This is a genomic window from Jiangella alba (assembly GCF_900106035.1).
Classification (GTDB): domain Bacteria; phylum Actinomycetota; class Actinomycetes; order Jiangellales; family Jiangellaceae; genus Jiangella; species Jiangella alba.
In genome coordinates, this window is the sequence record NZ_FNUC01000001.1 from 1 (window position 1) to 22,911 (window position 22,911).

The 22,911-nt window shown below is 72.4% G+C and carries 19 protein-coding genes; 7 read left to right on the forward strand and 12 right to left on the reverse strand.

Features of this window, described 5'->3' with window-relative positions; genetic code table 11:
- On the reverse strand, positions 1-790 hold a 790-nt coding region (locus BLV02_RS00005), incomplete at its 3' end, for a M50 family metallopeptidase (RefSeq protein WP_176986508.1).
- Positions 790-1,995: a 1-deoxy-D-xylulose-5-phosphate reductoisomerase gene (gene dxr / locus BLV02_RS00010; RefSeq protein ID WP_069113908.1), complete on the reverse strand. Its 1,206-nt coding sequence runs from the start codon at positions 1,993-1,995 to the stop codon at positions 790-792. The genes BLV02_RS00005 and dxr, both read right to left, overlap by 1 nt.
- 1,314 nt (positions 1,996-3,309) lie before the next feature.
- Between dxr and BLV02_RS00015 the strand changes: the two genes are divergently transcribed.
- The 5 genes from BLV02_RS00015 to BLV02_RS00035 are packed head-to-tail and all read left to right on the forward strand — an operon-like array spanning position 3,310 to position 9,163.
- Positions 3,310-5,229 carry an ABC transporter substrate-binding protein gene (locus tag BLV02_RS00015; RefSeq protein ID WP_069113909.1) on the forward strand — a complete coding sequence of 640 codons (1,920 nt, stop codon included), beginning with the start codon at positions 3,310-3,312 and terminating at the stop codon, positions 5,227-5,229.
- Positions 5,230-5,236: 7 nt separating this feature from the next.
- Entirely contained in the window at positions 5,237-6,271 is a 1,035-nt protein-coding gene (locus tag BLV02_RS00020) for an ABC transporter permease (RefSeq protein ID WP_069113910.1), read from the forward strand.
- Positions 6,268-7,152, forward strand: coding sequence for an ABC transporter permease (locus tag BLV02_RS00025; RefSeq protein WP_069113911.1), 885 nt, complete (start codon positions 6,268-6,270; stop codon positions 7,150-7,152). The genes BLV02_RS00020 and BLV02_RS00025 overlap by 4 nt, the downstream gene beginning before the upstream one ends.
- A complete protein-coding gene (locus BLV02_RS00030; protein WP_069113912.1) occupies positions 7,152-8,150 on the forward strand; it encodes an ABC transporter ATP-binding protein in 999 nt (332 codons plus the stop codon). The genes BLV02_RS00025 and BLV02_RS00030 overlap by 1 nt, the downstream gene beginning before the upstream one ends.
- Positions 8,151-8,158: 8 nt before the next feature.
- Positions 8,159-9,163, forward strand: a complete 1,005-nt coding sequence (locus BLV02_RS00035) for an oligopeptide/dipeptide ABC transporter ATP-binding protein (protein WP_069114044.1) — start codon at positions 8,159-8,161, stop codon at positions 9,161-9,163.
- Here BLV02_RS00035 and BLV02_RS00040 read toward each other — a convergent pair.
- On the reverse strand, positions 9,132-9,737 hold the full coding sequence (locus BLV02_RS00040) for a TetR/AcrR family transcriptional regulator (protein ID WP_069113913.1): 606 nt from the start codon (positions 9,735-9,737) through the stop codon (positions 9,132-9,134). The genes BLV02_RS00035 and BLV02_RS00040 overlap by 32 nt on opposite strands.
- 219 nt (positions 9,738-9,956) lie before the next feature.
- Complete coding sequence (locus BLV02_RS00045) at positions 9,957-12,167, reverse strand: MMPL family transporter (protein WP_069113914.1); 2,211 nt, start codon at positions 12,165-12,167, stop codon at positions 9,957-9,959.
- Between the two features lie 268 nt (positions 12,168-12,435).
- On the opposite strand from BLV02_RS00045, the gene BLV02_RS00050 reads away from it, so the two are divergent.
- Positions 12,436-14,076, forward strand: a complete 1,641-nt coding sequence (locus BLV02_RS00050) for a metallophosphoesterase family protein (RefSeq protein WP_216094470.1) — start codon at positions 12,436-12,438, stop codon at positions 14,074-14,076.
- Between the two features lie 3 nt (positions 14,077-14,079).
- Here the strand turns inward: BLV02_RS00050 and BLV02_RS00055 are convergent, their stop codons facing one another.
- From BLV02_RS00055 to BLV02_RS00090, 7 genes are all read right to left on the reverse strand, one after another.
- Positions 14,080-14,805, reverse strand: a complete 726-nt coding sequence (locus BLV02_RS00055; RefSeq protein ID WP_069113915.1) for a ZIP family metal transporter — start codon at positions 14,803-14,805, stop codon at positions 14,080-14,082.
- Between the two features lie 342 nt (positions 14,806-15,147).
- Positions 15,148-15,342: a hypothetical protein gene (locus tag BLV02_RS00065; RefSeq protein WP_074946026.1), complete on the reverse strand. Its 195-nt coding sequence runs from the start codon at positions 15,340-15,342 to the stop codon at positions 15,148-15,150.
- A 22-nt stretch (positions 15,343-15,364) separates the two neighbouring features.
- Positions 15,365-16,303: a S66 peptidase family protein gene (locus tag BLV02_RS00070; RefSeq protein ID WP_069114046.1), complete on the reverse strand. Its 939-nt coding sequence runs from the start codon at positions 16,301-16,303 to the stop codon at positions 15,365-15,367.
- Positions 16,304-16,317: 14 nt separating this feature from the next.
- On the reverse strand, positions 16,318-18,246 hold the full coding sequence (locus tag BLV02_RS00075; protein ID WP_216094472.1) for a dipeptidyl-peptidase 5: 1,929 nt from the start codon (positions 18,244-18,246) through the stop codon (positions 16,318-16,320).
- A gap of 25 nt (positions 18,247-18,271) precedes the next feature.
- Positions 18,272-19,558 carry a M20/M25/M40 family metallo-hydrolase gene (locus BLV02_RS00080; RefSeq protein ID WP_069113917.1) on the reverse strand — a complete coding sequence of 429 codons (1,287 nt, stop codon included), beginning with the start codon at positions 19,556-19,558 and terminating at the stop codon, positions 18,272-18,274.
- Positions 19,551-20,387 carry a M55 family metallopeptidase gene (locus BLV02_RS00085; protein ID WP_069113918.1) on the reverse strand — a complete coding sequence of 279 codons (837 nt, stop codon included), beginning with the start codon at positions 20,385-20,387 and terminating at the stop codon, positions 19,551-19,553. Before BLV02_RS00085 ends, BLV02_RS00080 begins: the two co-directional genes overlap by 8 nt.
- Before the next feature lie 6 nt (positions 20,388-20,393).
- Positions 20,394-20,954, reverse strand: coding sequence for a MarR family winged helix-turn-helix transcriptional regulator (locus tag BLV02_RS00090; protein WP_069113919.1), 561 nt, complete (start codon positions 20,952-20,954; stop codon positions 20,394-20,396).
- Between the two features lie 33 nt (positions 20,955-20,987).
- Between BLV02_RS00090 and BLV02_RS00095 the strand changes: the two genes are divergently transcribed.
- On the forward strand, positions 20,988-21,722 hold the full coding sequence (locus BLV02_RS00095; RefSeq protein ID WP_069113920.1) for an SDR family oxidoreductase: 735 nt from the start codon (positions 20,988-20,990) through the stop codon (positions 21,720-21,722).
- Positions 21,723-21,769: 47 nt separating this feature from the next.
- On the opposite strand, the gene BLV02_RS34840 is transcribed toward BLV02_RS00095, so the two are convergent.
- Complete coding sequence (locus BLV02_RS34840; RefSeq protein WP_083289064.1) at positions 21,770-22,834, reverse strand: VOC family protein; 1,065 nt, start codon at positions 22,832-22,834, stop codon at positions 21,770-21,772.
- Positions 22,835-22,911 lie beyond the last annotated feature (77 nt).

A 22,911-nucleotide genomic window follows, 5' to 3' on the forward strand; every position in this document is an offset into this window, starting at 1 on the left:
TGGTGTCGACGGTGGCGCCCTCGGGGCCGTCGGGGTCGGGCCGCTCGGCCATGATGAGGTCGGGCGCGAGCTCCATGCGCTGGCCGTCGCGCTCGATGACCATGGGCATCGGGCCGGCGCCGGCGTCCTGGATGGCGGCGGAGACCTCGGTCCAGGTGGTGACGGCCTTGCCCTCGATCTCGAGGACGCGGTCGCCGGGCAGCAGGCCGGCCGCGGCGGCGGGCGCGGCGGGGTCGGTGCCGGCGCACTCGGTGCGGTTCTCCGACGCCGGGATGACGCACTCGTTGACGACGCTCACCACCGGGGCGAACACCGGCTTGTCGGGGTTGCCGAACGTCATCAGCACGCCGCCGGCCAGCACGATGGCCAGCACGACGTTCATGGCCGGGCCGCCGAGCATGATGATGAGCTTCTTCCACCACGCCTTGCGGTAGAAGACGCGGTCCTCGTCGCCGGGGCCGATCTCCTCGCGCGACGCGGTGCGGGCGTCGCGGGCCATCGTCTGGAACAGGCCGGTGCTGGACTGCCGCAGCGTGTTGCCGTCGCCGCCCGGCTCGGGCGGGAACATGCCGATCATGCGGACGAAGCCGCCCAGCGGGATGGCCTTGACGCCGTACTCCGTCTCGCCCCGCTTGCGCGACCACACCGTGCGGCCGAAGCCGATCATGTACTGGCTGACTTTGACGCCGAACAGCTTGGCGGGCACGAGATGCCCGATCTCGTGCAGCGCGATCGAGACGACGAGCCCGACCGCGAACAGCAGGATGCCGACGACGGCGAGCAGGTCCATCAGTGTTCCTCTTCCGATCCGGCGAGCTCGCGCGCCCGGGCCCTGGCCCAGTGCTCCGCGGCCGCCACGTCGTCGACGCTGCGTGCGTCACCACCACCGTACTCGTCAAGGATACGGTCGATGGTGTCGACGATGCCCACGAACGGCAGCCGTCCGGCCACGAACGCGGCCAGGCATTCCTCGTTCGCGGCGTTGTAGACGGCCGGGGCCAGGCCGCCCCTGATGCCGGCCGATCTGGCCAGCTCGACCGCCGGGAACGCCGCGTTGTCGAGCGGCTCGAACTCCCACGTCGACGCCTTCGTCCAGTCGCACGCAGGCGCGGCGTCGGGGACGCGGTCCGGCCAGCCCAGCGCCACGGCGATCGGGATGCGCATGTCCGGCGGGCTCGCCTGCGCGATCGTCGACCCGTCGGTGAACTCGACCATCGAGTGCACGATCGACTGCGGGTGCACCACCACCTCGATCGCGTCGAACGCGACGTCGAAGAGCAGGTGCGCCTCGATCAGCTCCAGGCCCTTGTTGACCAGGTTCGCGGAGTTGATGGTGACGACCGGCCCCATGTTCCAGGTGGGGTGCGCGAGCGCCTGCTCGGGTGTGACGTTCTGTTGCTGCGCGCGCGTCCGCCCCCTGAACGGGCCGCCGCTCGCCGTCAGGACGAGCTTGCGCACCTCCTGCGGGCTGCCCGAGCGCAGGCACTGGGCGAGCGCGCTGTGCTCGCTGTCGACGGGGACGATCTGGCCGGGCTTGGCCAGCTGCTTCACCAGCGGGCCGCCGGCGATGAGCGACTCCTTGTTGGCCAGGGCGAGCGTCCGGCCCGACTCCAGCGCGGCGAGCGTGGGGGCGAGGCCGATGGACCCGGTGATGGCGTTCAGCACCACGTCGGCCTCTTGCGTGCCCGCCAACTCCGCCGCCGCCTCGGGGCCGGCGAGGACCTTCGGGACCCGGTACTTGCCCTCCTCGAAGCCGCGTTTGCGCGCCTCGGCGTAGAACGCCAGCAGCAGGTCCTCGGCGGCGCCCGCCTTCGCCACGGCCACGGTCTCGGCGCCCACCTCCAGCGCCTGCTCGGCCAGCTGCCCCGGATCGGACCCGCCCGCGGCCAGCCCGGTGACCCGCAACCGGTCCGGGTTCCGCCTGATGACGTCGATGGCCTGCGTGCCCACCGACCCGGTCGAACCCAGGATGACGACGTCGCGGACGCTTGGCATGGACCCATTCTCCACGGGGAACCTGAGAGGAGGGTGAGTCGTGCGCCCCTGCCGCTCGCCGTCGCTCCTCACTGCTCTCCCGTCACCGGCCACCCCGCGCTGCTCGCCCCTCACCGCTCCCCTCGCCCGCTCACCCTCACCGCTCCCCCTCGCCCCGCACCGGCCACCGCCCCTCACCGGCCGCCGCCCCTCACCGCTCGCCTCTCAACCGCGCGCCGCTCAACGGCCGCCCTGGCCCAGTCGCCCTCACCCGCTCGCCCTGGCCCAGGCGCGCTGGCCCAGGCGCGCCGAATGGCCGGTCCAGTTGGTTGGCCGGGTCGTCGGCTCTCGGCCAGCCGCGCCGGGGCGGCGGTGCCGTGCGGCGTTGGCCACGTACGGTGGCAGGCTTCTCGGCTCGCTCGTTCGCCGGGTTCTCGGTTCGCCGGGCTCTCGTTGGCTGGCCCGCCGCGCTGGCCAGCCCCCTGCTGCTCTTCATTGTCGGGAGCGCGGGAGGCCGCCTCAAGCGGACCTCTTGCTTGGCGCTTCGCGCGACGGAGGACCGCTTGACCCGGCCGCCCGCGCCCCCGTTCAAGCAGCGTCAGGGGGCCGGCCGGAGAATGGGCCCGGCTCCTACCTCTGTGCCACCTCAGCTCCGCTGGCCGCTCACTGGCCGTGGGTGGCACTTCGGCTACCGGGTCCGCTGTTGGTCATGGTTCGCTGGCCACTCGCCCTTGCTGGGTGGCGTTTCGGCGACGACTCCCCCGCTGGTCCCCGCCCGCTGGCCGCTCACTGGCCGTGGGTGGCACTTCGGCGACCGGCTCCCCCGCTGGTCCCGGTCCGCTGGCCACCCACTGACCATGGCTGGCGCGCTGCGACCGATCACGCGCAGTTTTCATGATCATCCAGGATTTGGGTCGTGATCACGCCCTAAATCCTGGATGATCTTGAGGCGGGAGCCGGGACACGCCGCTGGCCGGCCGGCGGAGGCGTCCCGCGTCGTCGAGAGTGGAGAAGTCGCGCGAGAAGGCACCACCGCCGCCACGCCCGCCGCAGGCCACCGGATACCCGTCGGCGGACGGCGAGGGCGCGGCGAGCCAGCAGGATCCACACCAACGCGCCCGTTTCCAGCCGTTTCCGCGCCAAGCAGTGGAATGTCCGGAATGTTTCCAGCGTCACGGGAAGATCTGCCGTTCGGTCTCGATCCCGCAAAGGCCGCAGGACATTCAGTCGCACCAGAGGTCCAGACCATTGACGCCACATCCAGGCCAGTGGTAGACCAACCGGCCAATAGGTCTACAAGCGCGATTCTCTGCGTGTCGAATGCGAGGTACCTTCATGGCGACATCCGTTCCCCGCGTCCGAACGCACCGGACGCACTCCGAGAGAGCGTCAGGCGCCCGCCGCGGGAGGGCCGCGAGGTTCGCCGCCGGCATCGCGGCCGCCGGGCTGGCCGTGTCCGGGTTGGCGGCGGCCGGGCTGCCCGCGAACGCCGCCACCGAGGAGGCGACCGACGACGCGGAGCCGACGTCGTTGACGATCGCCGTGGCGCAGGAGGTCGACTCGCTGAGCCCGTTCATCGCGGTGCGGCTGCTCACGACCAACATCGGCCGCTGGATGTACGACTTCCTCACCAACTATGACCCGAAGACCGGTGAGACGGTCCCGGCGCTGGCGGAGTCCTGGGACACCTCCGAGGACGGCCTCACCTGGACCTACCACATCCGCGAGGATGCCACCTGGACGGACGGGGAGCCGGTCACCGCCGAGGACGTCGCGTGGACGTTCAACACGATGATGACCGACCCGGCCGCCGCCGAGGCGAACGGCAACTTCGTCGAGAACTTCGCCTCCGTCACCGCCACCGACGAGCAGACCGTCGAGATCGTCCTCAACGAGCCGCAGGTGACGATGCTCGCGCTGGACGTGCCGATCCTGCCGGAGCACATCTGGTCGCAGGTCGACGACTTCGGGGCGTTCAACAACGACACCGAGTTCCCGATCGTCGGCAACGGCCCGTTCATCCTCACCGCGTACGAGCCGAACGTGTCGATCACCCTCGAGGCGAACCCGGACTACTGGCGCGGCGAGCCGAAGTTCGACCAGCTGATCCTGCGCTACATCGACGACCCCGACGCGCAGGTCGAGGCGTTGCGCAGCGGCGAGGTCGACTTCGTCTTCAACCTGACGCCGGCGCAGTACCAGGCGCTGCAGAGCGAGGAGAACATCACCGTCAGCGCCGCGAAGGGCAAGCGGTTCCAGGGCATCACGCTGAACCCCGGCGCCCGGCTGCAGGACGGGACCCCGTTCGGCGACGGGCACCCGGCGCTGCAGGACCCGGTCGTCCGCGAGGCGCTGGTGCACACCATCGACCGCGACGCCATCTACGAGGTCGCGTACGGCGGCCTCGGCGAGGCCAACGGCGGCTACATCCCGTCGCGCTACGACACCTTCCACTGGGAGCCGCAGGGCGACGAGGCGACCGCGTTCGACATCGACGAAGCGAACCGGCTGCTCGACGAGGCCGGGTACGCGCCCGGCGGCGACGGCATCCGCGTCGGCCCGGACGGGCGGCCGCTGTCGTTCCGCTTCAACGTGCACGGCGACAACCCGCAGTACATCCAGGCCGCCGAGATGATGGCCGAATGGGCCCGGGAGGCCGGCATCGAGCTGCGGGTCGAGCCGGTCTCCGAGGTCGGCTCGCTGCTCGACGAGGGCACCTACGACATCCTGACCACCGGCTGGAACGTCAACCCGGACCCGAACTACGTCCTCTCGATCAACCTGTGCAGCGGGCTCCCGACGGAGCTCGGCGGGCCGTACCTGTCCGACGCCTACTACTGCAACGACGCCTACGACCAGCTCTACACCGAGCAGCTGTCCGAGCTCGACGTCGACGCCCGCGCGGAGATCGTCAAGGAGATGCAGCAGACGCTGTACGACGACAACGTCTTCGTGGTCTGGGGCTACGCCGACGCACTCGAGGCCTACCGCAGCGACGTCATCGCCTCGATGACCCCGCAGCCGGACCCGGGCGGCAACTACTACGGCCAGGACGGCTACTGGAGCTGGTGGTCCGCGGTCCCCGTCGGTGAGGAGGACGACGCCGCCGGCGGCTCCGATGACGGCGGCAGCAGCGACGACGGCGGCTCGAACACCGGCCTGATCATCGGCATCGTCGCCGCGGCCGTGGTGGTCCTCGGCCTGATCGTGCTGCTGCTCCGGCGTCGCGGCTCCGCCGCCGACGACCGCGAGTAGGGGCCGGATGGCTGATTCGGCGCTGCCGACCGCGCCGGTCCCGCAGCTCTCCCAGAGCGTGCGGGACCGGTCCGGCGTCCGGCGCCGGCTCCGGTACTACGGAGAGAAGCTCGGCGGGTCGCTGATCTCGCTCTTCGCCGTCATCCTGACGAGCTTCTTCCTGTTCCGCGTCATCCCGGGCGACCCGGTGCGGACGATGACGCACGGCCGTCCGGTCAGCATCGAGCAGCAGGAGCAGCTGCGCCGCGACTTCGGCCTCGACAAGTCGGTGGCCGAGCAGTTCTGGTCGTACCTGACCGGCGCGCTGCGGCTGGACTTCGGCGAGTCGTTCCAGTTCAACCGGCCGGTCACCGACCTCATCGCCGACCGGCTGTGGCCGACGGTGCTGCTGGTCGGCACCAGCGTGGTGATCTCGGCGGCGCTCGGCCTGTGGCTGGGCGTCCGGGGCGCCTGGAACCACGGCAGCCTCGGCGACCGCGTCAACACCGGCGTCGCGCTGACGCTGTGGTCGGTGCCGAGCTTCTGGCTAGGCCTGATCCTCATCGTGGTGTTCGCCTCCGGCGCCGGCTGGTTCCCGACCAGCGGCATGGAGAGCACCGGCGTCACCGGCTGGGAGCGCATCCCCGACATCGCCCACCACATGGTGCTGCCGCTGGTCACACTCGTGGCCGTGGTGTACGCGCAATACCTGATGATCATGCGGTCGTCGCTGCTGGACGAGATGGGCAGCGACTACATCGTGACGGCGCGCGCGAAGGGCCTGCGCGACGTCATCGTGCGCCGCCGGCACGCCGTCCCCAACGCGCTGCTGCCGACCGTCACGCTGATCTTCGTCAACCTCGGCTTCGTCGTGTTCGGCGCGGTGCTGGTCGAGACGATCTTCAGCTGGCCGGGCCTGGGCCAGCTGTTCTACTCCGGCCTGAGCGTGCCGGACCTGCCGCTCGTGCAGGGGCTGTTCATCCTGTTCTCCGCGGCGGTGATCCTCATGAACCTGCTGGCCGACCTGCTCTACCCCGTCCTCGACCCCCGGGTGCGGCCGTGAACGGGCTGGTGTGGGCGCGGCGGCGGCGCACCGTCGCGCGATTCTGGTCGCAGTTCCGGCAGAACCGGGCCGGCGTGTTCGGTCTGGTCGTGCTGGCGCTGTTCGTGCTGACGGCCTTGCTCGCGCCGGTCATCACCCCCGACAACGCGCTCAGCGTCACCCGTCCGCCGGGATCGCCGCTGGAGGGGCCGAGCGCCGACTTCCCGCTGGGCACCGACCGGTCCGGACGTTCGATGGTGGACCTGATCATCTGGGGATCGCGGGTCTCGCTGACGGTCGGGTTCTGGGCGACGTTCATCTCGATCACGTTCGGCACCCTGTTCGGGATCCTGGCCGGGCACTTCGGCGGCTGGCCGTCGATGGTGCTGATGCGCGTGACCGACTGGTTCCTCGTGATGCCGTCGCTGGTCCTGGGTGTCGTGCTGGCCGCGGTCCTGGGCCGCAGCCTGACGACGATCATCGTGGCGATCGGGGTGACGTCCTGGCCGACGACGGCCCGCCTGGTGCGCGCCCAGACGCTCGCCGTCGAGGCGCGTCCGTACATCGAGCGGGCCAAGGCGCTGGGCGGCGGGCACCTGCACGTCATGACGAACCACGTGCTGCCGAACGTCATGCCGATCGTGCTGGCTCAGACGACGCTGATGGTCGGCCAGGCGATCCTGATCGAGTCGACGTTCGCCTTCCTGGGGCTGGGCGACCCGACGACCGCGTCGTGGGGCGCGACCATCCAGGCGGCCCGCGACGTCGGCGCCGTCAGCTCCCGCATGTGGTGGTACATCCTGCCGCCAGGCATCGCGATCGTGCTGGTCGTGCTCGCGTTCACGCTGGTCGGCCGGGCCATCGAGGGCGTACTGAACCCGAAGCTGAGGGAGCGCCGCTGATGGCCCTGCTGGAGGTCGAGGACCTGACCGTGACCTACCGGACCGCCGGCGGCGACGTGCCGGCCGTCCGCGGTGTGTCGTTCGCGCTGGAGGCCGGCCAGAAGCTCGGGCTGGCAGGCGAGTCCGGCTGCGGCAAGTCGACGATGGCGCTGGCGCTGCTGCGGCTGCTGCCGAAGACCGCCCGCTATACCGGTGAAATACGTTTCGATGGTGAGGACATCCTGACGATGGGGTGGGGGCGGCTGCGGGCGGTCCGCTGGGCCGGCGCGTCGATCGTCTTCCAGGGCGCCATGCACTCGCTGAACGCCGTCCAGCGCATCGGCGCGCAGATCGCCGAGCCCATCCGGCTGCACTCGAAGGCCACCGACGCCGAGGTCCGGCGCAAGACGAGCGAGCTGCTGGAGCACGTCGGCCTGCCGGCCCGGCGCGCCGACGCGTACCCGCACGAGCTGTCCGGAGGGCAGCGGCAGCGGGTGATGATCGCGATGGCGCTGGCCTGCGACCCGCGGCTGATCGTCGCCGACGAGCCGACGACGGCGCTGGACGTGATGATCCAGGCGCAGATCCTGACGCTGATCGAGTCGCTCGTCGCCGAGCAGGGCATCAGCCTGCTGATGATCAGCCACGACCTGTCCGTCCTCGCCGACACCTGCGACCGGCTGGCCGTCATGTACGCCGGGCGGATCATCGAGGAGGGCCCGGCCGCGGCGGTGTTCGGCGCGGCGCGGCACCCGTACGGCGAGTCGCTGGCGGCGGCGTTCCCGCGCATCGGCGACCCGGCGTCGCGGCGGCGGCCGCAGGGGCTGGCCGGCGACCCGCCCGACCCGGCCGAGCTGCCGTCCGGGTGCGCGTTCCATCCGCGCTGCGCCGTGCGGCTGGACCACTGCGACGCCGTCGACCCGGCGCTGTGGCCCGCGGGCGACGGCGAGCGACGGGCCGCCTGCGTCCGCGTCCTCCCCGACGACGGGCTGTCCCTGGTGGCGAAGGAGTCCGCGTGAGCGAGCCGATGCAGAGCGCGCCGATCCTGGCCGCCGAAGACGTCCACGTCGAGTTCGAGGCCCGCCGCGGCGGCGGCCGGGCCCGCGCCGTCGACGGCGTCAACCTCGACATCGCGCCCGGTGAGATCGTCGCGCTGGTCGGCGAGTCCGGGTGCGGGAAGACGACGCTGGCGCGGACGCTGCTCGGGCTGGAGAAGCCGACGTCCGGCCGGGTGCTGCACCGCGGCACTCCCCTGGCCTACGCATCGAAGGCGCTCAAGGCGTTCCGCCGCGACGTCCAGCTCGTCCTGCAGGACCCGAGCGGCTCGCTGAACCCGCGGCACACCGTGTACGACGCCGTCGCCGAAGGCCTGCGCATCCACGGCGACGTGCCGAACGAGCGGGAGCGGGTGGCGGACGCGCTGTCGCGGGCCGGGCTGCGACCGCCGGAGCGGTTCTTCCTGCGCTTCCCGCACGAGCTGTCCGGCGGGCAGCGGCAGCGCGTCGTCATCGCCGGCGCGCTGGTGCTGGACCCGAACGTGATCGTCGCCGACGAGCCGGTCGCCTCCCTCGACGCGTCGGTGCGCGGCGAGATCCTGGCGCTGCTGCTGCGGCTGCGCGACGAGCTGGGGCTGGCCGCGCTCGTCGTCACCCACGACCTCGGGCTGGCGTGGAACATCGCCGACCGGGTCGCCGTCATGTACCTGGGCCGGATCGTCGAGACCGGGCCGGTGGAGAAGATCCTGACCGCGCCGGAGCACCCGTACACGCAGGCGCTGCTGTCGGTGCTGCCGGACGCGCCGGGGTCACCCGTCGTGCTGCAGGGCGAGCCGCCCGACCCGACCCGGATCCCGTCCGGCTGCCGGTTCCACCTGCGCTGCCCGGTGCTCGCCTCGGGCGCCGCGGCGGCCGCCGCCGTCGACGACGCCTGCCGCGGCACGGACCCCGGCGTCCTGGCCGGCGGGACGGCCACCCAGGTGGCCTGTCATTACGCCCTGACCGTCACCGACCCGGCTGCGGCAGCCCGTTCCTGATCTGCGCGAACCCGTCGGCGACCAGTTCGTGCAGGGACCGCTCGGGCGGCCCCGCGGCCCAGATGTCGACGGCCGTCTTGAAGGCGAGCCCGGCGCCGCCCGCGATGAGGTGCGGGTAGAGGTCGCGGGAGGTGTCGGTGCCGGTGCGGACGGCGACGACCTCGGCGAACCGGCGGCGCATGGTGTCGAGCGCGGCCAGCTGGTTCGCGATGACCGACGGATGGGCCAGCACCATCTCGATCTGCGCCATCATGCGGGCGTGCGCGGCGGCGCCGTCCTCGACCGACCCCAGGAACACCGCCAGCAGGCTGTCCCAGATCGGCTCGTCGGCCGGCCGCGCCTCGATCTCGTCGGTGAGTCGCTCGGCCCAGTCGATGATCGAGGCCACAATGGCCTCTTCGCGGCTGGAGAAGTAGTTGTGGAACGTCCGCGGCGACACGTCGGCGGCGGCCGCGATGGCCTCGACGGTGACGTGCTCGACCCCCAGCTCGACGGCGAGCCGGTTGGCGGCGCCGGCGAGGGCGGCGCGGGTGGCCGCCTTCTTGCGCTCACGCAGACCCACTTCGGCTGTCATGTCAAATAGTTTACCGAAAAATTGCAGAGACCGCAAAAGTTCTGAGAAAGAAAAGTTGCAGACCAGCCGGGTCCGGCCGAGGTCTGATCCGGGGTGGTGACCTGGGCGCCAACAGGTGGCCGTCAAGTCACCTCCCCCGCACCACACCCCGCGCCGGACAGGCGGACGGGCGGCCGGGACCTCTCCGTCCGGCCGCCCGTCCTCTTTTCACCGGGGGGTCTAGCGTTGCGCCGCTTCCAGCTGCGGCTCGGGCTCCTCCCGGAGCTGGCGGGCCAGCTTCTCGCCCTCGACGTCGACGTTGGGGAGCAGGCGGTCCAGCCAGCGCGGCAGGAACCAGGCCCGGCTGCCCAGCAGCGTCATGACCGCCGGCACGATGGTCATGCGGACGACGAACGCGTCGAACGCGACTGCGGCCGCCAGCGCGAGGCCGACCTGCATGATGACGTCCTCGCCACCGAAGATGAACGCGGCGAACACGCTGATCATGATGAGCGCGGCGGCCGAGACCACCCTGGCGCCGTGCTGGAAGCCGATGACCACCGACTCCTTCGGCGCCGCGCCGTGCACGTGCTCTTCACGCATGCGCGTCACCAGGAACACCTGGTAGTCCATGGCCAGGCCGAACACGACGCCGATGAGGAAGATCGGCAGCATGCTGATGATCGGCCCGGTCTGCTCGATGCCCAGCAGGCCGTTGAACCAGCCCCACTGGAAAACCGCGACGATGGCGCCGAACGTGGCGCCCATGGTGAGCAGGAAGCCCAGCGCGGCCTTCAGCGGCACCAGCACCGACCGGAACACCAGCATGAGCAGCACGAACGACAACCCGACCACGAGCGCCAGGTACGGCAGCAGCGCCTCGGTCATGCGCTCGGAGAAGTCGATGTTGATGGCCGTGGTGCCGGTGACTGTCACGTCCGCCCCGGACTCCTCGCCGACGGCGCCGATCTGGTCGCGGATGTCGCCGACGAGATCCTCGGTCTCGGCGCTGCCCGGGCCGAACTCGGGCACGACGTTGATGATGGCGGTGTCGCCGGCCTCGTTGGGCACGGGCTGCGTGACCGTGGCGATGCCGTCGAAGCTCTCGAGCGAGGCTGCGACGGAGTCGGCGGCGGCCTGCGCGTCGGGGCTGCCGGACGCGTCGACGACCACCATGAGCGGGCCGTTGAAGCCGGGGCCGAAGCCCTCGACGGTGAGATCGTAGGCCTTGCGCTGCGTGCTGTCGGGCGACGAGCTGCCTTCGTCGGGTAGCCCGAGCCGGAGGTCGAGCAGCGGCGCCGCCAGCGCCAGCATGCCCACGACGGCGATGGTGAGCACGGCGACCGGCCGTCGCGTGACCAGGTTCACCCAGCGCCGGCCCAGGGTGGGCAAGCTGTCGTCGTCGGTGGCCCGCTCGCGGATGCGGCGCAGGCCGGGGATCTTTCCGCCCAGCACCCGGTGCTTGGCGAAGCCGAGCAGGGCGGGCAGCAGGCTGAGCGCGATGATGACGGCGACGCCCACGGTGAGCGCCGCGGCGAGGCCCATCTCCGTCAGCATCGGGATGTTGACGACGAACAGGCCGGCCAGCGCGATCATGACGGTGAGCCCGGCGAACACGACCGCGGACCCGGCCGTGCCGACGGCGCGACCGGCGGCCTCCTCGCCGTCGCGGCCCACGGCCAGCTCGTGCCGGAAGCGCGACACGATGAACAGCGCGTAGTCGATGCCCACGGCCAGGCCGAGCATGAGCGCCAGCGTGGGAGTGCTGGACCCGATGTCCATGAACCCGCTGGCCGCTGTGATGGCGGAGATGCCGATGACGATGCCGAGGATGGCGGTGATCAGCGGCAGGCCGGCGGCGATGAGCGAGCCGAACGTGAGGATCAGCACCACGGCGGCGACGCCGATGCCGATGATCTCAGTGCCGGCCGGCTCTTCGTCGCTCATGGCCGCCTCGCCGCCGAGCTCGACCGTCAGGCCGGCGTCGCGACCGCCCTCGGCGGCCTCGGTGAGCGCCTCGCGCGCCTCGTCGGTGAGGTCGAAGAACGGAACGGCGTAGGTGACCTGCGAGAACGCGATGGTGCCGTCCTCGGACACGGTGCCGATCTCGAACGGGTCGGGCACGTCGGCGACCTGCGGCGCCGCCTGGAGCTCGGCCAGGACGTCGCCGACGGCGGCCTGGTTGGCGGGGTCGTCGAGGGTCTGGCCCTCGGGCGCGGCGAACACGACGCGCGCCGTGGCGCCGTCGGTGTTGCCGCCGGGGAACCGCTCCTCGAGGAGGTCGAACGCCTCCTGGGACTCGGTGCCGGGGATGGAGAACGTGTCGGACGTGGGCCCGGACAGCGTCGAGGCGCCCACCCCGAAGAGCGCGACGAGGCCGAGCCAGATGGCCAGCACCACCCCGCGGCGCCGATAGGAGAACCGGCCGAGCCGGTAGAGGAATGTCGCCACCAAAGACTCCAAGCGTGTGAGAAGAGCGACGTCAGAACACCACGGCAAACCTGTGAACAGCCTGAGAGCGATGTGTGCCGCGACCCACTCCGATGTGAGACTGCAACTACCAGCCTGCCCCGTCCGCAAGATGACACTAACTGACTTCTTGCACATCACGCAAATCTTCTCAGTGGGCAAGTTTTCACAACGGGCATGACGGCCGCTCGTCATCTCCTCGTCGCCCACTCCCCGGCCGGTGGTCACCTGGGCCGCCTACCGTCCGGCCATGACGATCCGAGCGCGCAGACGCGCAGCTGTGACGGCGGCCCTGATGAGCGCCGCGGTGGCCGCCCCGCTGGCGGTCATGGAGACGACGGCGGTCGCCGAGGAGTCGCGCCTGGGCCGGCAGATCCTGTGGCGCGAGAGCTTCAACGGCCTGTCCGGCGCGGTCGCCGGCGACGGCTACACGCACGAGCCGCCCCGCGGCTGGGCCGTCGAGGTCGCGCCCGAGATGGAGGCCGGCGGCGTCGACGACTGGCGCGGCTGGTCGTTCACCACGCGCGAGTACTGGACGGCGGCCGAGGACCAGCTGCGGTTCCGGTTCGGCCGCGCGGACGACGTCATCGCCGTCGCCGACTCCGACGAGTACGACGACGCCCCCGGCGCCGCCGAACGGTTCGACACCACGCTGGTCTCGCGGCCGGTCCGGGTGTTCGGGCACGCCGAGCTGGAGCTCACCTTCGATTCGCACCTGCGGCCGTGGACCGGCCAGTCCGCCACCGTCACCGTCGAGTTCGACGGCAGCGGCGAGGAGACCACGCTGCTGCGCTACGACGCCACCAACACCACGAACGACTACGACGGCGACCTCGCGAACAGCACCGAGGCGCTGCGCTTCAGCGTGCCCTCCGGCGCGCGGCAGGCCGTCTTCCGGTGGCGTCTCGACGCGCCGCGCAACTCCTGGTACTGGGCGATCGACAGCGTCTCGGTCCGCACGACGGCCACGCCCACGCCGTCGCTGAACGCGGCCACGTCGCTCTGGGTGGTCAGCGACATCCAGGGTCACCCGGGCGACTTCGCCCACGGCCTGCGCGACCTCGACGCCGTCCGCCCCGACGCCGCGGGGCTGCTGATCGCCGGCGACATCGTCCCGACCGGGACCACCGCCGAATGGCGCCAGATCGACGACGTCGTGGCCGGGGCCACGGCCGACGGGATCATGCCGGAGCAGCTGGTGGCGGCGATCGGGAACCACGAGAGCTACGCGGCCGAGTCGTGGGAGACGCTACGCGACCGGTTCCTCGACTTCGCCGGCCGCGACGAGGTGTACGGCGAGTACGTCCTCACCGGGCGCGGCGGCTCGGTGCCGGTGCTGGTGATCGGGCAGGAGTTCCCCCGTCCGCCCGAGGTCGGGATGTCCGACGAGCAGGTCGAGTGGCTGGACCGGCGGCTCGACCACTGGGCCGCGCGGAAGAAGCAGGTGCTCGTCATGGCCCACTTCCCGCTGGGCGACACCGTCTCCGCGTCGTGGATCCCCTGGTACCACGAGTCGTACGACCGCAACGACGAGCTGACCGCGCTATTCGGCGACCACCCGAACGTGATCTTCCTGACCGGCCACACCCACTACCCGTTCGAGCTCGGCGACTGGGCCGTCCGGCGCCGCGTCCCCGGCGGCCACCCGGACGGGTTCCTCGCCGTCAACACCGGCGCCATGCACGTCGAATGGGACGCCCGAGGTGAGAACACCAGCGGCATCAGCGAGGTCGTCACGCGGGACATCAACCGCGGCCTCACCATCGACGTCTGCGCCGACCGCGTGGTCATCGAAGCGCGCGACTTCGGCCTCGCCGGCTCCACCGACGTCAACGAGGTCCTGCGCCACCTCGAGGTCGGGAATCCGCTGCTCCACGGGCGGCCGCGCTGACGTTCATGCGAGGGTGCTCAGCCCGAACGCCACGCTGAACCCGAGCACCGTCACCAACCCCGTCGACGGGCCGCCGAATTCGTAGGCTTCGGGGACCATCGTGTCGGTCAGCATGGTCAGCAGGGCGCCCGCCGCGAACGCCTGCACCAGCGCCACCGTGCCGCCGCCCGACGAGCCGACGAAGTACCAGCCGGCCCATGACGCCACGCCGGCGATGGCGGTGGTGCCCACCCACAGCAGCAGGACGGAGCGGCGGGACGTGCCGGACTTCAGCAGGCCGACCGACGCGGACATCGCCTCGGGCAGGTTCGACACGAACACCGCGGCCAGCATCGCCACGCTGACGCCGCCGCCACCGGCCAGCGTCGTGCCGAGCACCACGGACTCCGGGATGCCGTCGAGGACGGTGCCGAACGCGATCGCCGCGCCCGCGCCACCGGCCTGCACGCCGGTCGAGCGCTTCCGGTCCGCGCCACCGAGACGGTCGATCAGCAGGTCGCCGACGTAGAACGTGACGGCGCCGGCGGCCAGGCCGGCGAGCAGCACCCGGCCGTTGCTCTGCTCGAACGCGTCCTGGACGAGGTCGTACGCGACGGCGCTGATGAGCACACCGGCGCCGAACGCCATGATCAGCGCCACCACCCGCTGCGGCAGCGGGCGCGCCATGACGATCAGCGCACCGATGATCAGCGACGAGCTGGCCAGCAGGCCCCAGAGCAACGCGCTCACAGGACGCGACGATAGCGGCCGCGGCCCGCGAGCGCCTCAGATCTCGACGACCTCGAGCAGCCGGACGACGTCGGCGAAGTCGGCGGGGTTGCGGGTCAGCAGGGGCAGCTCGTGCACGGCGGCGGTCGCGGCGATCTGCAGATCGAGGCGCCGCGGTCGCGAGTTGCGCCCGTTCCAGCCGACGGCTCCGGGCCAGCCGCTCGACCGGATCGTCGACGTCGAGACCGTAGGACAGCTCGGCGATGGTGACGGTGCTCAGCGCGGCAGGTGCGGAAGCGTAGGCCCCGAGGTCGAGCGAACCGAAGTCGATCACGACCGAGGTGTCGAGCATGACGCGGGAGGTCACCGCCGCTTGGCCCGCTCCCACTCGTCGGTCAGCGGATCGTCCGGCCCGAAGATCTCGTCGTCGGCCCGGCGCTCGGCCGCCCACCGCTCGGCGTCGATCGGCGGCAACCGGCGGAACGCCTCCTGCACCTCGCCGAGGGTCGGCCAGGTACGGGCGGGTGCTCCCGGCTGGTGGGGAATCAGGTCGGCCACCGGCGCTGGTGCTACATACGTGCTACGACAGCGCCGCCGCGTCCAGCGTCAGCGTCCCCGCCTCGGCGTCCAGCGTCGCCGGCACCCCCAGCGGAACGGTGATCGACGACGGGCCGTGGCCGAAGCCGAGATCGGTGAGCACGGGGACGCCGAGGCCGCCCAGCCGGTCAAGCATCAGGTGCTCCACCGGCTCGCAGTCGTGCCAGGACCCGAGGGCGATCCCGGCCGCGCCGGTCAGCCAGCCGGACCGCAGCAGATGCGTGAGGAACCCGTCCAGCCGGTACGCCTTCTCCCCCACGTCCTCCAGCAGGACCAGCGCCCCGGCGGCCGACGGCAGCCCGGTCGGCGTCCCGAGCTCGGCGGCGATCAGCGCCAGGCACCCGCCGACGGTGACGCCTGAGGCGACGCCGGGGACCAGGGCCCGGGCGGACGGCGACGTCAGCACCGTCCCGGCCTCGCCGCCGAACAGCATCGACCGCAGCCCGTCTGCGGTGGAGCCCGACGTGACGAACGCCTCGGCCGCGATCATCGGCCCGTGCAGCGTCGCGACGCCCAGGAGGCGGGCGAAGGCCGAGTGCAGCGCGGTGATGTCGCTGTAGCCGACGAACGCCTTGGGCGCGGCCGCGGCCATCGCGCCCCAGTCGAGCAGCGAGGACACCCGCTGCACCCCGTACCCGCCGCGCGCGCACAGCACGGCCGCGAAGTCCGGCGAGCACCAGGCCTCCTGCAGATCGGCGGCGCGCTCGGCGTCGGTGCCGGCGAGGTACTCGAACGAGGGGTGGACGGACAGCACGTGCGGCATGACGACGACGTCCAGGCCCCAGGAGCGCAGGATCGCGCAGCCGGCGTCCAGGCGGTCCTTGGGCACCGGACCGGCCGGTGCGACGACGGCGACGCGGTCGCCCTCGACCAGGCGGCGGGGCCGGCGCAGCGGCACCACGGACGGACCCACCGGCACCATCGACGGCCGCCCGGTCACGAGGCGGTGAACCCGAAGACCCTGGCGTACAGCGCGAGTTCCTTCTCCAGTGCGGTCACGATCGTCTCCTTGCGTCGGAAGCCGTGTTGTTCCCCCTCGAAGGCGATGTACTCGTGCTCCACCCCGAGCTCTGCCACCCGCTCCGCGAACCGTGCCGTGGGGCCGGGCGGGCAGACCTCGTCCTCCAACCCTTGGAGCAGCAGGAACGGGACCGTGAACTTCTCCGGGACGTTGATCGGCGACCGCTCGCGGTACCGCTCCTCCGTCTCCGGCCAATGCCCGACCAGGCCCTCCAGGTACTGCGACTCGAAATCGTGCGTCTCACCGGTGCGGAACGCCACGAGGTCCAGCACCGGGTACATGATGGTCGCGCAGGCGAACACGTCGGTGAACGCCAGTGCCGCCGCCGCGGTCCAGCCGCCGGCCGACCCGCCCCTGATCGCCAGCCGGGCGCCGTCCGCGAAGCCCTCGTCGACCAGCGCCTTCGCCGTCGCCACGCAGTCCTCGACGTCGACGATGCCCCACTGCTCGCGCAGCCGGTCGCGGTACTCGCGGCCGAACCCGGTCGACCCGCCGTAGTTGACCTCGACGACGCCCAGGCCGCGGCTGGTGAAGTAGGCGACCTCGAGGTCGTGCACCATCGGCTCGCGGCCGGTCGGCCCGCCGTGCACGAACACGACGTACGGCGGCTTCTCCCCGCCGACCCCGCCGAACCGCGACCCCGACGGCGGGTACACGATGGCGTGGACGTCGCGCCCGCCCGGCCCGGCGAACGTCCGCGGCTGCGGCTGCGGCAGCGACGTCACCGGCACGGACAGCGTCGACTGCGACACCGGCGACACCGCGCCGACGGACGCCTGCACCACCTCGTACGGCGACACCGGCGAGGCCGCGACGCCGTAGACGGTGCGCCCGGAGACCGCGAGCGTCGGCGCCCACTCGGTGTGCGCGTCCTCGAGCAGGTCGTAGAGCAGGCCGGTCGTGGTGTCGAGCAGGTTCAGCCGCGCCGACGCCCGGCCGCGGATCACCGCGACCTCACCCTCGCCGATCGGCACGAACCAGCGCAGCCCCAGCTGCCACAGCGGCCCGGAGAACTCCTCGGCCCGTTCGCACAGCTGCTCGGGCTCGGCCCCCTCGACGTCGACCCGGACGCGGTGCAGGTTCCACCAGCCGGTCCGGTCGGTCGCGGCGATCAGCGCGTCGGACGTCTCCCACTCGATCTGCGGGATCGACTCGGACTCACCGCCGGCGACGGTCACGGGCGCGCCCACGGACCCGTCCGGCGCCACCGGCGCGACCCGCACGACCGTGCCGTCCCACGGCATGTTCGGGTGGTCCCACCCGATCCACGCCAGCCGCCCGCCGTCAGGCGACGGCCGCGGGCAGGTGAGGAACCGGGTGTCCTCGACCAGCACCCGCACGTCGCCGGACCCGTCCAGCGGCACCGCCACCAGCGCCCGCCGCAGGTCCGACGGCCCCGGCCCGGTGTGCTCCTCGCGCACGCACCACACCTCGGTCCCCGACGGCGACGGCACCGGCTCGGCGTAGCGCAGCCCGGACGGGATGGACGGCTCCGGCGTCAGCGGCACGGGGGCGGCGCCGGAGCCCGGCACGAACCGGTACAGCCGCTGGTCGGAGTACTCGGCGAACACGGCGGACCCGTCGGCGAGCGCCACGTACGCCAGCCCGCCGTACTCGTGCACGCGGGTGCGCACGTTCCACGGCTCCGGCAGCACCACCTCGGGCTCGTCCGCGTCCTGCGGCAGCCGCAGCAGCGCGACCCGTCCGCCCTCCGTCGGCTGCGGCCGCGTCCACCACAGCGCGTCGCCGGCGTAGCTCACCCAGCCGGGCCGGCCGTCGTTCTCGGCGACGATCTCGGCGGTCACCGGCGACGGCCAGCTCCCGTACGGTGCGGTCTCGGGCACGAACTCTCCCAGCGAAAAGACGAGGTCAGGTGGTCAGGAATCGGTCCAGTACCCGGACGCCGAACTCCAACGCGTCGACGGGCACGCGCTCGTCGACGCCGTGGAACAGGGCCGAGTAGTCGAGGTCGGGCGGCAGCCGCAGCGGCGAGAAGCCGTAGCCGGTGATGCCGAGCCGGGAGAACTGCTTCGCGTCGGTGCCGCCGGCCATGCAGACGGGGACGACGTGCGCGCCCGGGTCCTCGGCCAGCAGCGCGGCGGCCATGGCGGCGAACGTCGGCGACGCGGGGTCGGCGGACAGCGCGACCTCGGAGTGTTCGTACTCCCAGTTCACGCCGGGCCCGGTCAGCGACGTGACGGTGGCCTCGAACTCGTCGCGGGCCTCGGGCACGACGCGGCCGTCGACCAGCGCCGTCGCGGTCTCGGGGATGACGTTCACCTTGTAGCCGGCGCTCAGCACCGTCGGGTTGGTGCTGTTGCGCAGGACGGCCTCGACCAGATCGCGCGCCTCGCCGAACCGCGCGACCGTGCCGGCGACGTCGGAGAGGTCGACCGGCACGCCCAGGGCCGCCCCGATGGACTCCAGCGACGCGCGCACCGTCGGCGTCAGCCGCACCGGCCACTCGTACTCGGCCAGCCGGTGCACCGCACCCGCCAGCGCGGCCACCGCGTTGTCGCTGTTGACGCGCGACCCGTGCCCGGCCCGGCCGCGCGCCGTCAGCCGCAGCCAGGCGGTGCCGCGCTCGCCGGCGGAGACGGGGTACAGCCGCTTGCCCTCGGCGTGGAAGGTGTACCCGCCGGACTCGCTGATGCCCTCGGTGACGCCCTCGAACAGCTCGGCGTGCTTGGTGACCAGCCAGGTCGAGCCGTGCGCGGCGCTGGCCTCCTCGTCGGCGGTGAACGCGAGGACGACGTCGCGGGCCGGCCGGCGGCCCTCGCGCGCCCAGGCCCGCGCGACGGCGAGCATCATCGCGTCCATGCCCTTCATGTCGATGGCGCCGCGGCCCCAAAGCATGCCGTCGCGGACCTCGCCGGAGAACGGGTGCACCGACCAGTCGGCGGCCTCGGCCGGGACGACGTCGAGGTGACCGTGCACGAGGATCGGGTCGCGGCCGGGGTCGCTGCCCTCGATGCGGGCGACGACGTTGGCGCGGTTGGGCGCCGACTCGATCAGCGTGGCGTCGATGCCCGCCTCGCCCAGCTTCTCGGCGACGTACTCGGCGGCGGGCCGCTCGCGGCCGGTGCCGTCGCCCGGGTTGGTGGTGTCGATGCGGATGAGGTCGGCGGCGAGGGTCAGGACGTCGGGCTCAGCCATAGTGGTTCTCGATGCCGTTGGAGATCAGGGTCGTGACCGTCTTGAAGCAGCGGATGAGGTCGTGCGCGGTGGCGGCGGTGTAGCGCACCCGGCGCTCGGCGACGCGTTCCACCGTCGGGACCATACCGGCGAAGTCGGCCAGCTGCGTGGCGTCGACCTCGATCTCGACGGTGTACGGCCCGCGGTCCGTGGCCGGATCGTGCCGGACGGCGAGCCCGGCGGCCGCCTTCGCCTCGGCGCGGATGTCCTCGAACGTGCGCGCCGGCGGGCGGCAGCGGGCCGCGTAGCGCGACACGTAGTCCTTGACGGCGGCGGTGCGGGCCCGCGGCGCGTACGTGAGTGCGTCGGCGCAGGCGCGGTCGTCGCCGGTGACGAGGATGACCGGCGTGCCGTACTCGGCCGCGACCAGCGCGTTCAGCCGGCCCTCGCTGGCGGGGTCGCCGTCGACCCAGACCCCGGTGATGGAGTTGGGGAGGTAGGTGTGCGCCAGGACGCCCTCGGCGCCGGCGCCCGCGTGGTAGCCCAGGAAGACGACGCCGTCGACGTCGCCGGACTGGATGCCCTCGACCATCGTCAGCGCCTTGTGCCGCCCGGTGATCATGGTGGCGCGCTCGTCCAGCTGCTCGAGCAGGAGGTTGCGCATGGTCGCGTGCGCCTCGTTGACCAGCACCTCGTCGGCGCCGCCGTCGAACAGGCCGGCGATGGCGCCGTTGACGTCGGACGTGAACATCGCCCGGCAGCGCTGCCACTGCTCCGTCCCCGGCTCGACGTCGGCCGGCCAGGTGACGCCGGTGGCCCCTTCCATGTCGGCCGAGATCAGCACCTTCATAGGGGGCTACGGTAGCTGGTCTCCCCCGTCGCGCGGCGGACGGTCCTCCGCGCCGAACCGGCGGGTCAGATCGTCCAGCAGCGTCTTGAGCAGTTCCGCCAGCGCCGCGCGCTGAGCGTCGTCGAGGCCGTCGAGCAGGGTTTCCTCGTGCCGCAGCAGGTCGGCGACGACCCGCTCGTTCAGCGCCCGCCCCTCGTCGGTGAGGACGACGACCGCCGAGCGCCCGTCCGCCGCGGACCGCTCGCGCCGCACCAGCCCGGCCGCCTCGGCGCGCGCGATGCGCTGCGACACGGCGCCGGCGGTGACGAAGCTGCGCGCGGCGATCTGCCCGGGCGTCAGCCGGTACGGTGCGCCGCTGCGGCGCAGCGTGCTGAGCAGGTCGAGCGTCGGGTTGTCGATGCCCAGGCGCTCGAGCGTGCGGCGGCGGTCGTCGGCGAGCAGCTGACCCGCCCGCCAGATGCGCGTGATGACGCCGATCGACTCGACGGGCACGCCGGGCAGCTCGCGCCGCCAGGCCGCCTGGATGCGGTCGGAGCCGTCGTCGCGTGGTTCGGGGTACGCTGTCATCGCCAGATACTTTAGCACTAAAGGAGTTCTTCGATGACTGCACGCACGATCATCGTCACGGGCGGCGGCACCGGCATCGGACGGGCCGTGGCCGCGGGCTTCGCGGCCGCCGGCGACTCCGTCGTGGTCACCGGGCGGCGGCGGTCGAAGCTGGACGAGACGGTCGCCGAGCTCGGCGGGAAGGTCAGCGCCGTCGACTTCGACGCGTCCGACCCGGCCGCCGTCACCGAGGCCCTGCACCGGTTGCCGGCCACGATCGACGTCCTGGTCAACGCCGCCGGCGGCAACACCGGCATGGACCACCCGGCGCCCGAGCCCGGCGACCTCGCCGCCGAGGCCGCGGCCTGGCGGGCCAACTTCGACGCCAACGTGCTGACCGCCGTGCTCGTGACGACCGCGCTGCTGCCACGGATGCCGTCCGGCGGGCGCATCGTCACCATCGGCTCGATCGCGGCCCGGCGCGGCGGCGGCGACTACGGCGCGGCCAAGGCGGCGATCGAGGCGTGGACGGCGTCGCTGGCGGCCGAGATCGGGCCGCGAGGCCTGACGGCGAACGTCGTCGCGCCGGGCCTCACCGTCGGGACGGAGTTCTTCCGCGGCCGCCTCACCGACGCCCGCCGCGAGCGCCTGGTCGGCGACACCATGACCAAGCGCGAGGGCACCACCGAGGACGTCGCGGCCGCCGTCCAGTACCTCGCGGCGCCTGCCGCCGGGCACGTCACCGGCCAGATCCTGCACGTCAACGGCGGCGCCTACCTCGGCCGCTAGGGACGAGACAGCGATGCCGGGGCCACCAGGCCCCGGCATCGTTTCCGTCAGGGTGCGACGACCTCGACCTCGTAGCCGTCGTCGTTCTCCATGTAGGCCGCGTAGTGGTGCGGGCCACCGGCGTGCGGGTGACGGTCGGCGAACATGAGGTGCCAGCCGTAGGCCGGCGCCTCGGACACGATGCGGTCGACCATCCACTGTTCCGGCACCGCCAGCGCCAGGTGGTTCAGGCCCGGGGCCTTGCGGTCGTAGGCGACCCAGCTGAGGTCGGGCGAGCACTCGATGACGACGTACGGGCCGCCGCCCGGCGCCTGCCAGGACCGGCCGTTCTCCCACGCCTGGAACAGCGTCCAGCCCAGCCGCTCGAACAGCCAGCCGAACGAGCGGGTGGCGGCGTCGAGGTCGCGGACCCAGATCTCGATGTGGTGCAGGCCGGTGGACGGCGTGCTGGACGGCGCCAGCGAGGAGTCTTCGGGGGCCGGCTCGGGCGCCCGCTGGTACTGCTCCTGCGGCTGCGGCGCGGCCGCCGGCGGGGGCGACTGGCCGTAGGACGGGTCGAGCGCGCGCAGCACGGGGTCGAGCTCGCTCACCGCGGAGTCGGTCAGCGGGTCGTACGCCTGGGTGTCGTACTGGCTGGTGCCGTGCGAGGTGTCGTAGTACCCCGCCGGGTAGGACGGGTTCGACGGCGGGCCGGCCGGCGTGGGCGGCTGGCCGTAGCCGGCGGCGGCGGGCGGCGGCATGACCGGCGGCGCGGCGGGCGGCTGCGCCACCGGAGGCGCGGCCGGCGCGCCCATGGACGGCGCGCCCGCGGGCAGGCCGGGCGTGCCCGGCGGGAGCCCCCCGCCCTGCGAGTACGCGTTCGCCGGCACCTGCTGGTGCTGCTGCGACTGCTGCGCGGCCGCCTTGCGACGCGTGCGCAGCTCGGACGCGGCGGCGTCGAGCCAGTCGTCGACGTCGTCCATGACGTAGCCCTCGCGCATGCGGACGACCTTGAACTCCTCGGCCTCGATCTGTTCCGGCGTCACGCTGCGCCCCGCGGGCCGGCCATCGAGCGCGTCGATCACCAGATCGACGAAGTCGTCGACGACGTCAAGGTCATAGCCCTCACGCATACGAGTGGTACGGAACTCAGGCTCGCGACTGACGGCCACCAGGTGTCACTCTCCTCCCGAACACAGAACGGCCGGCT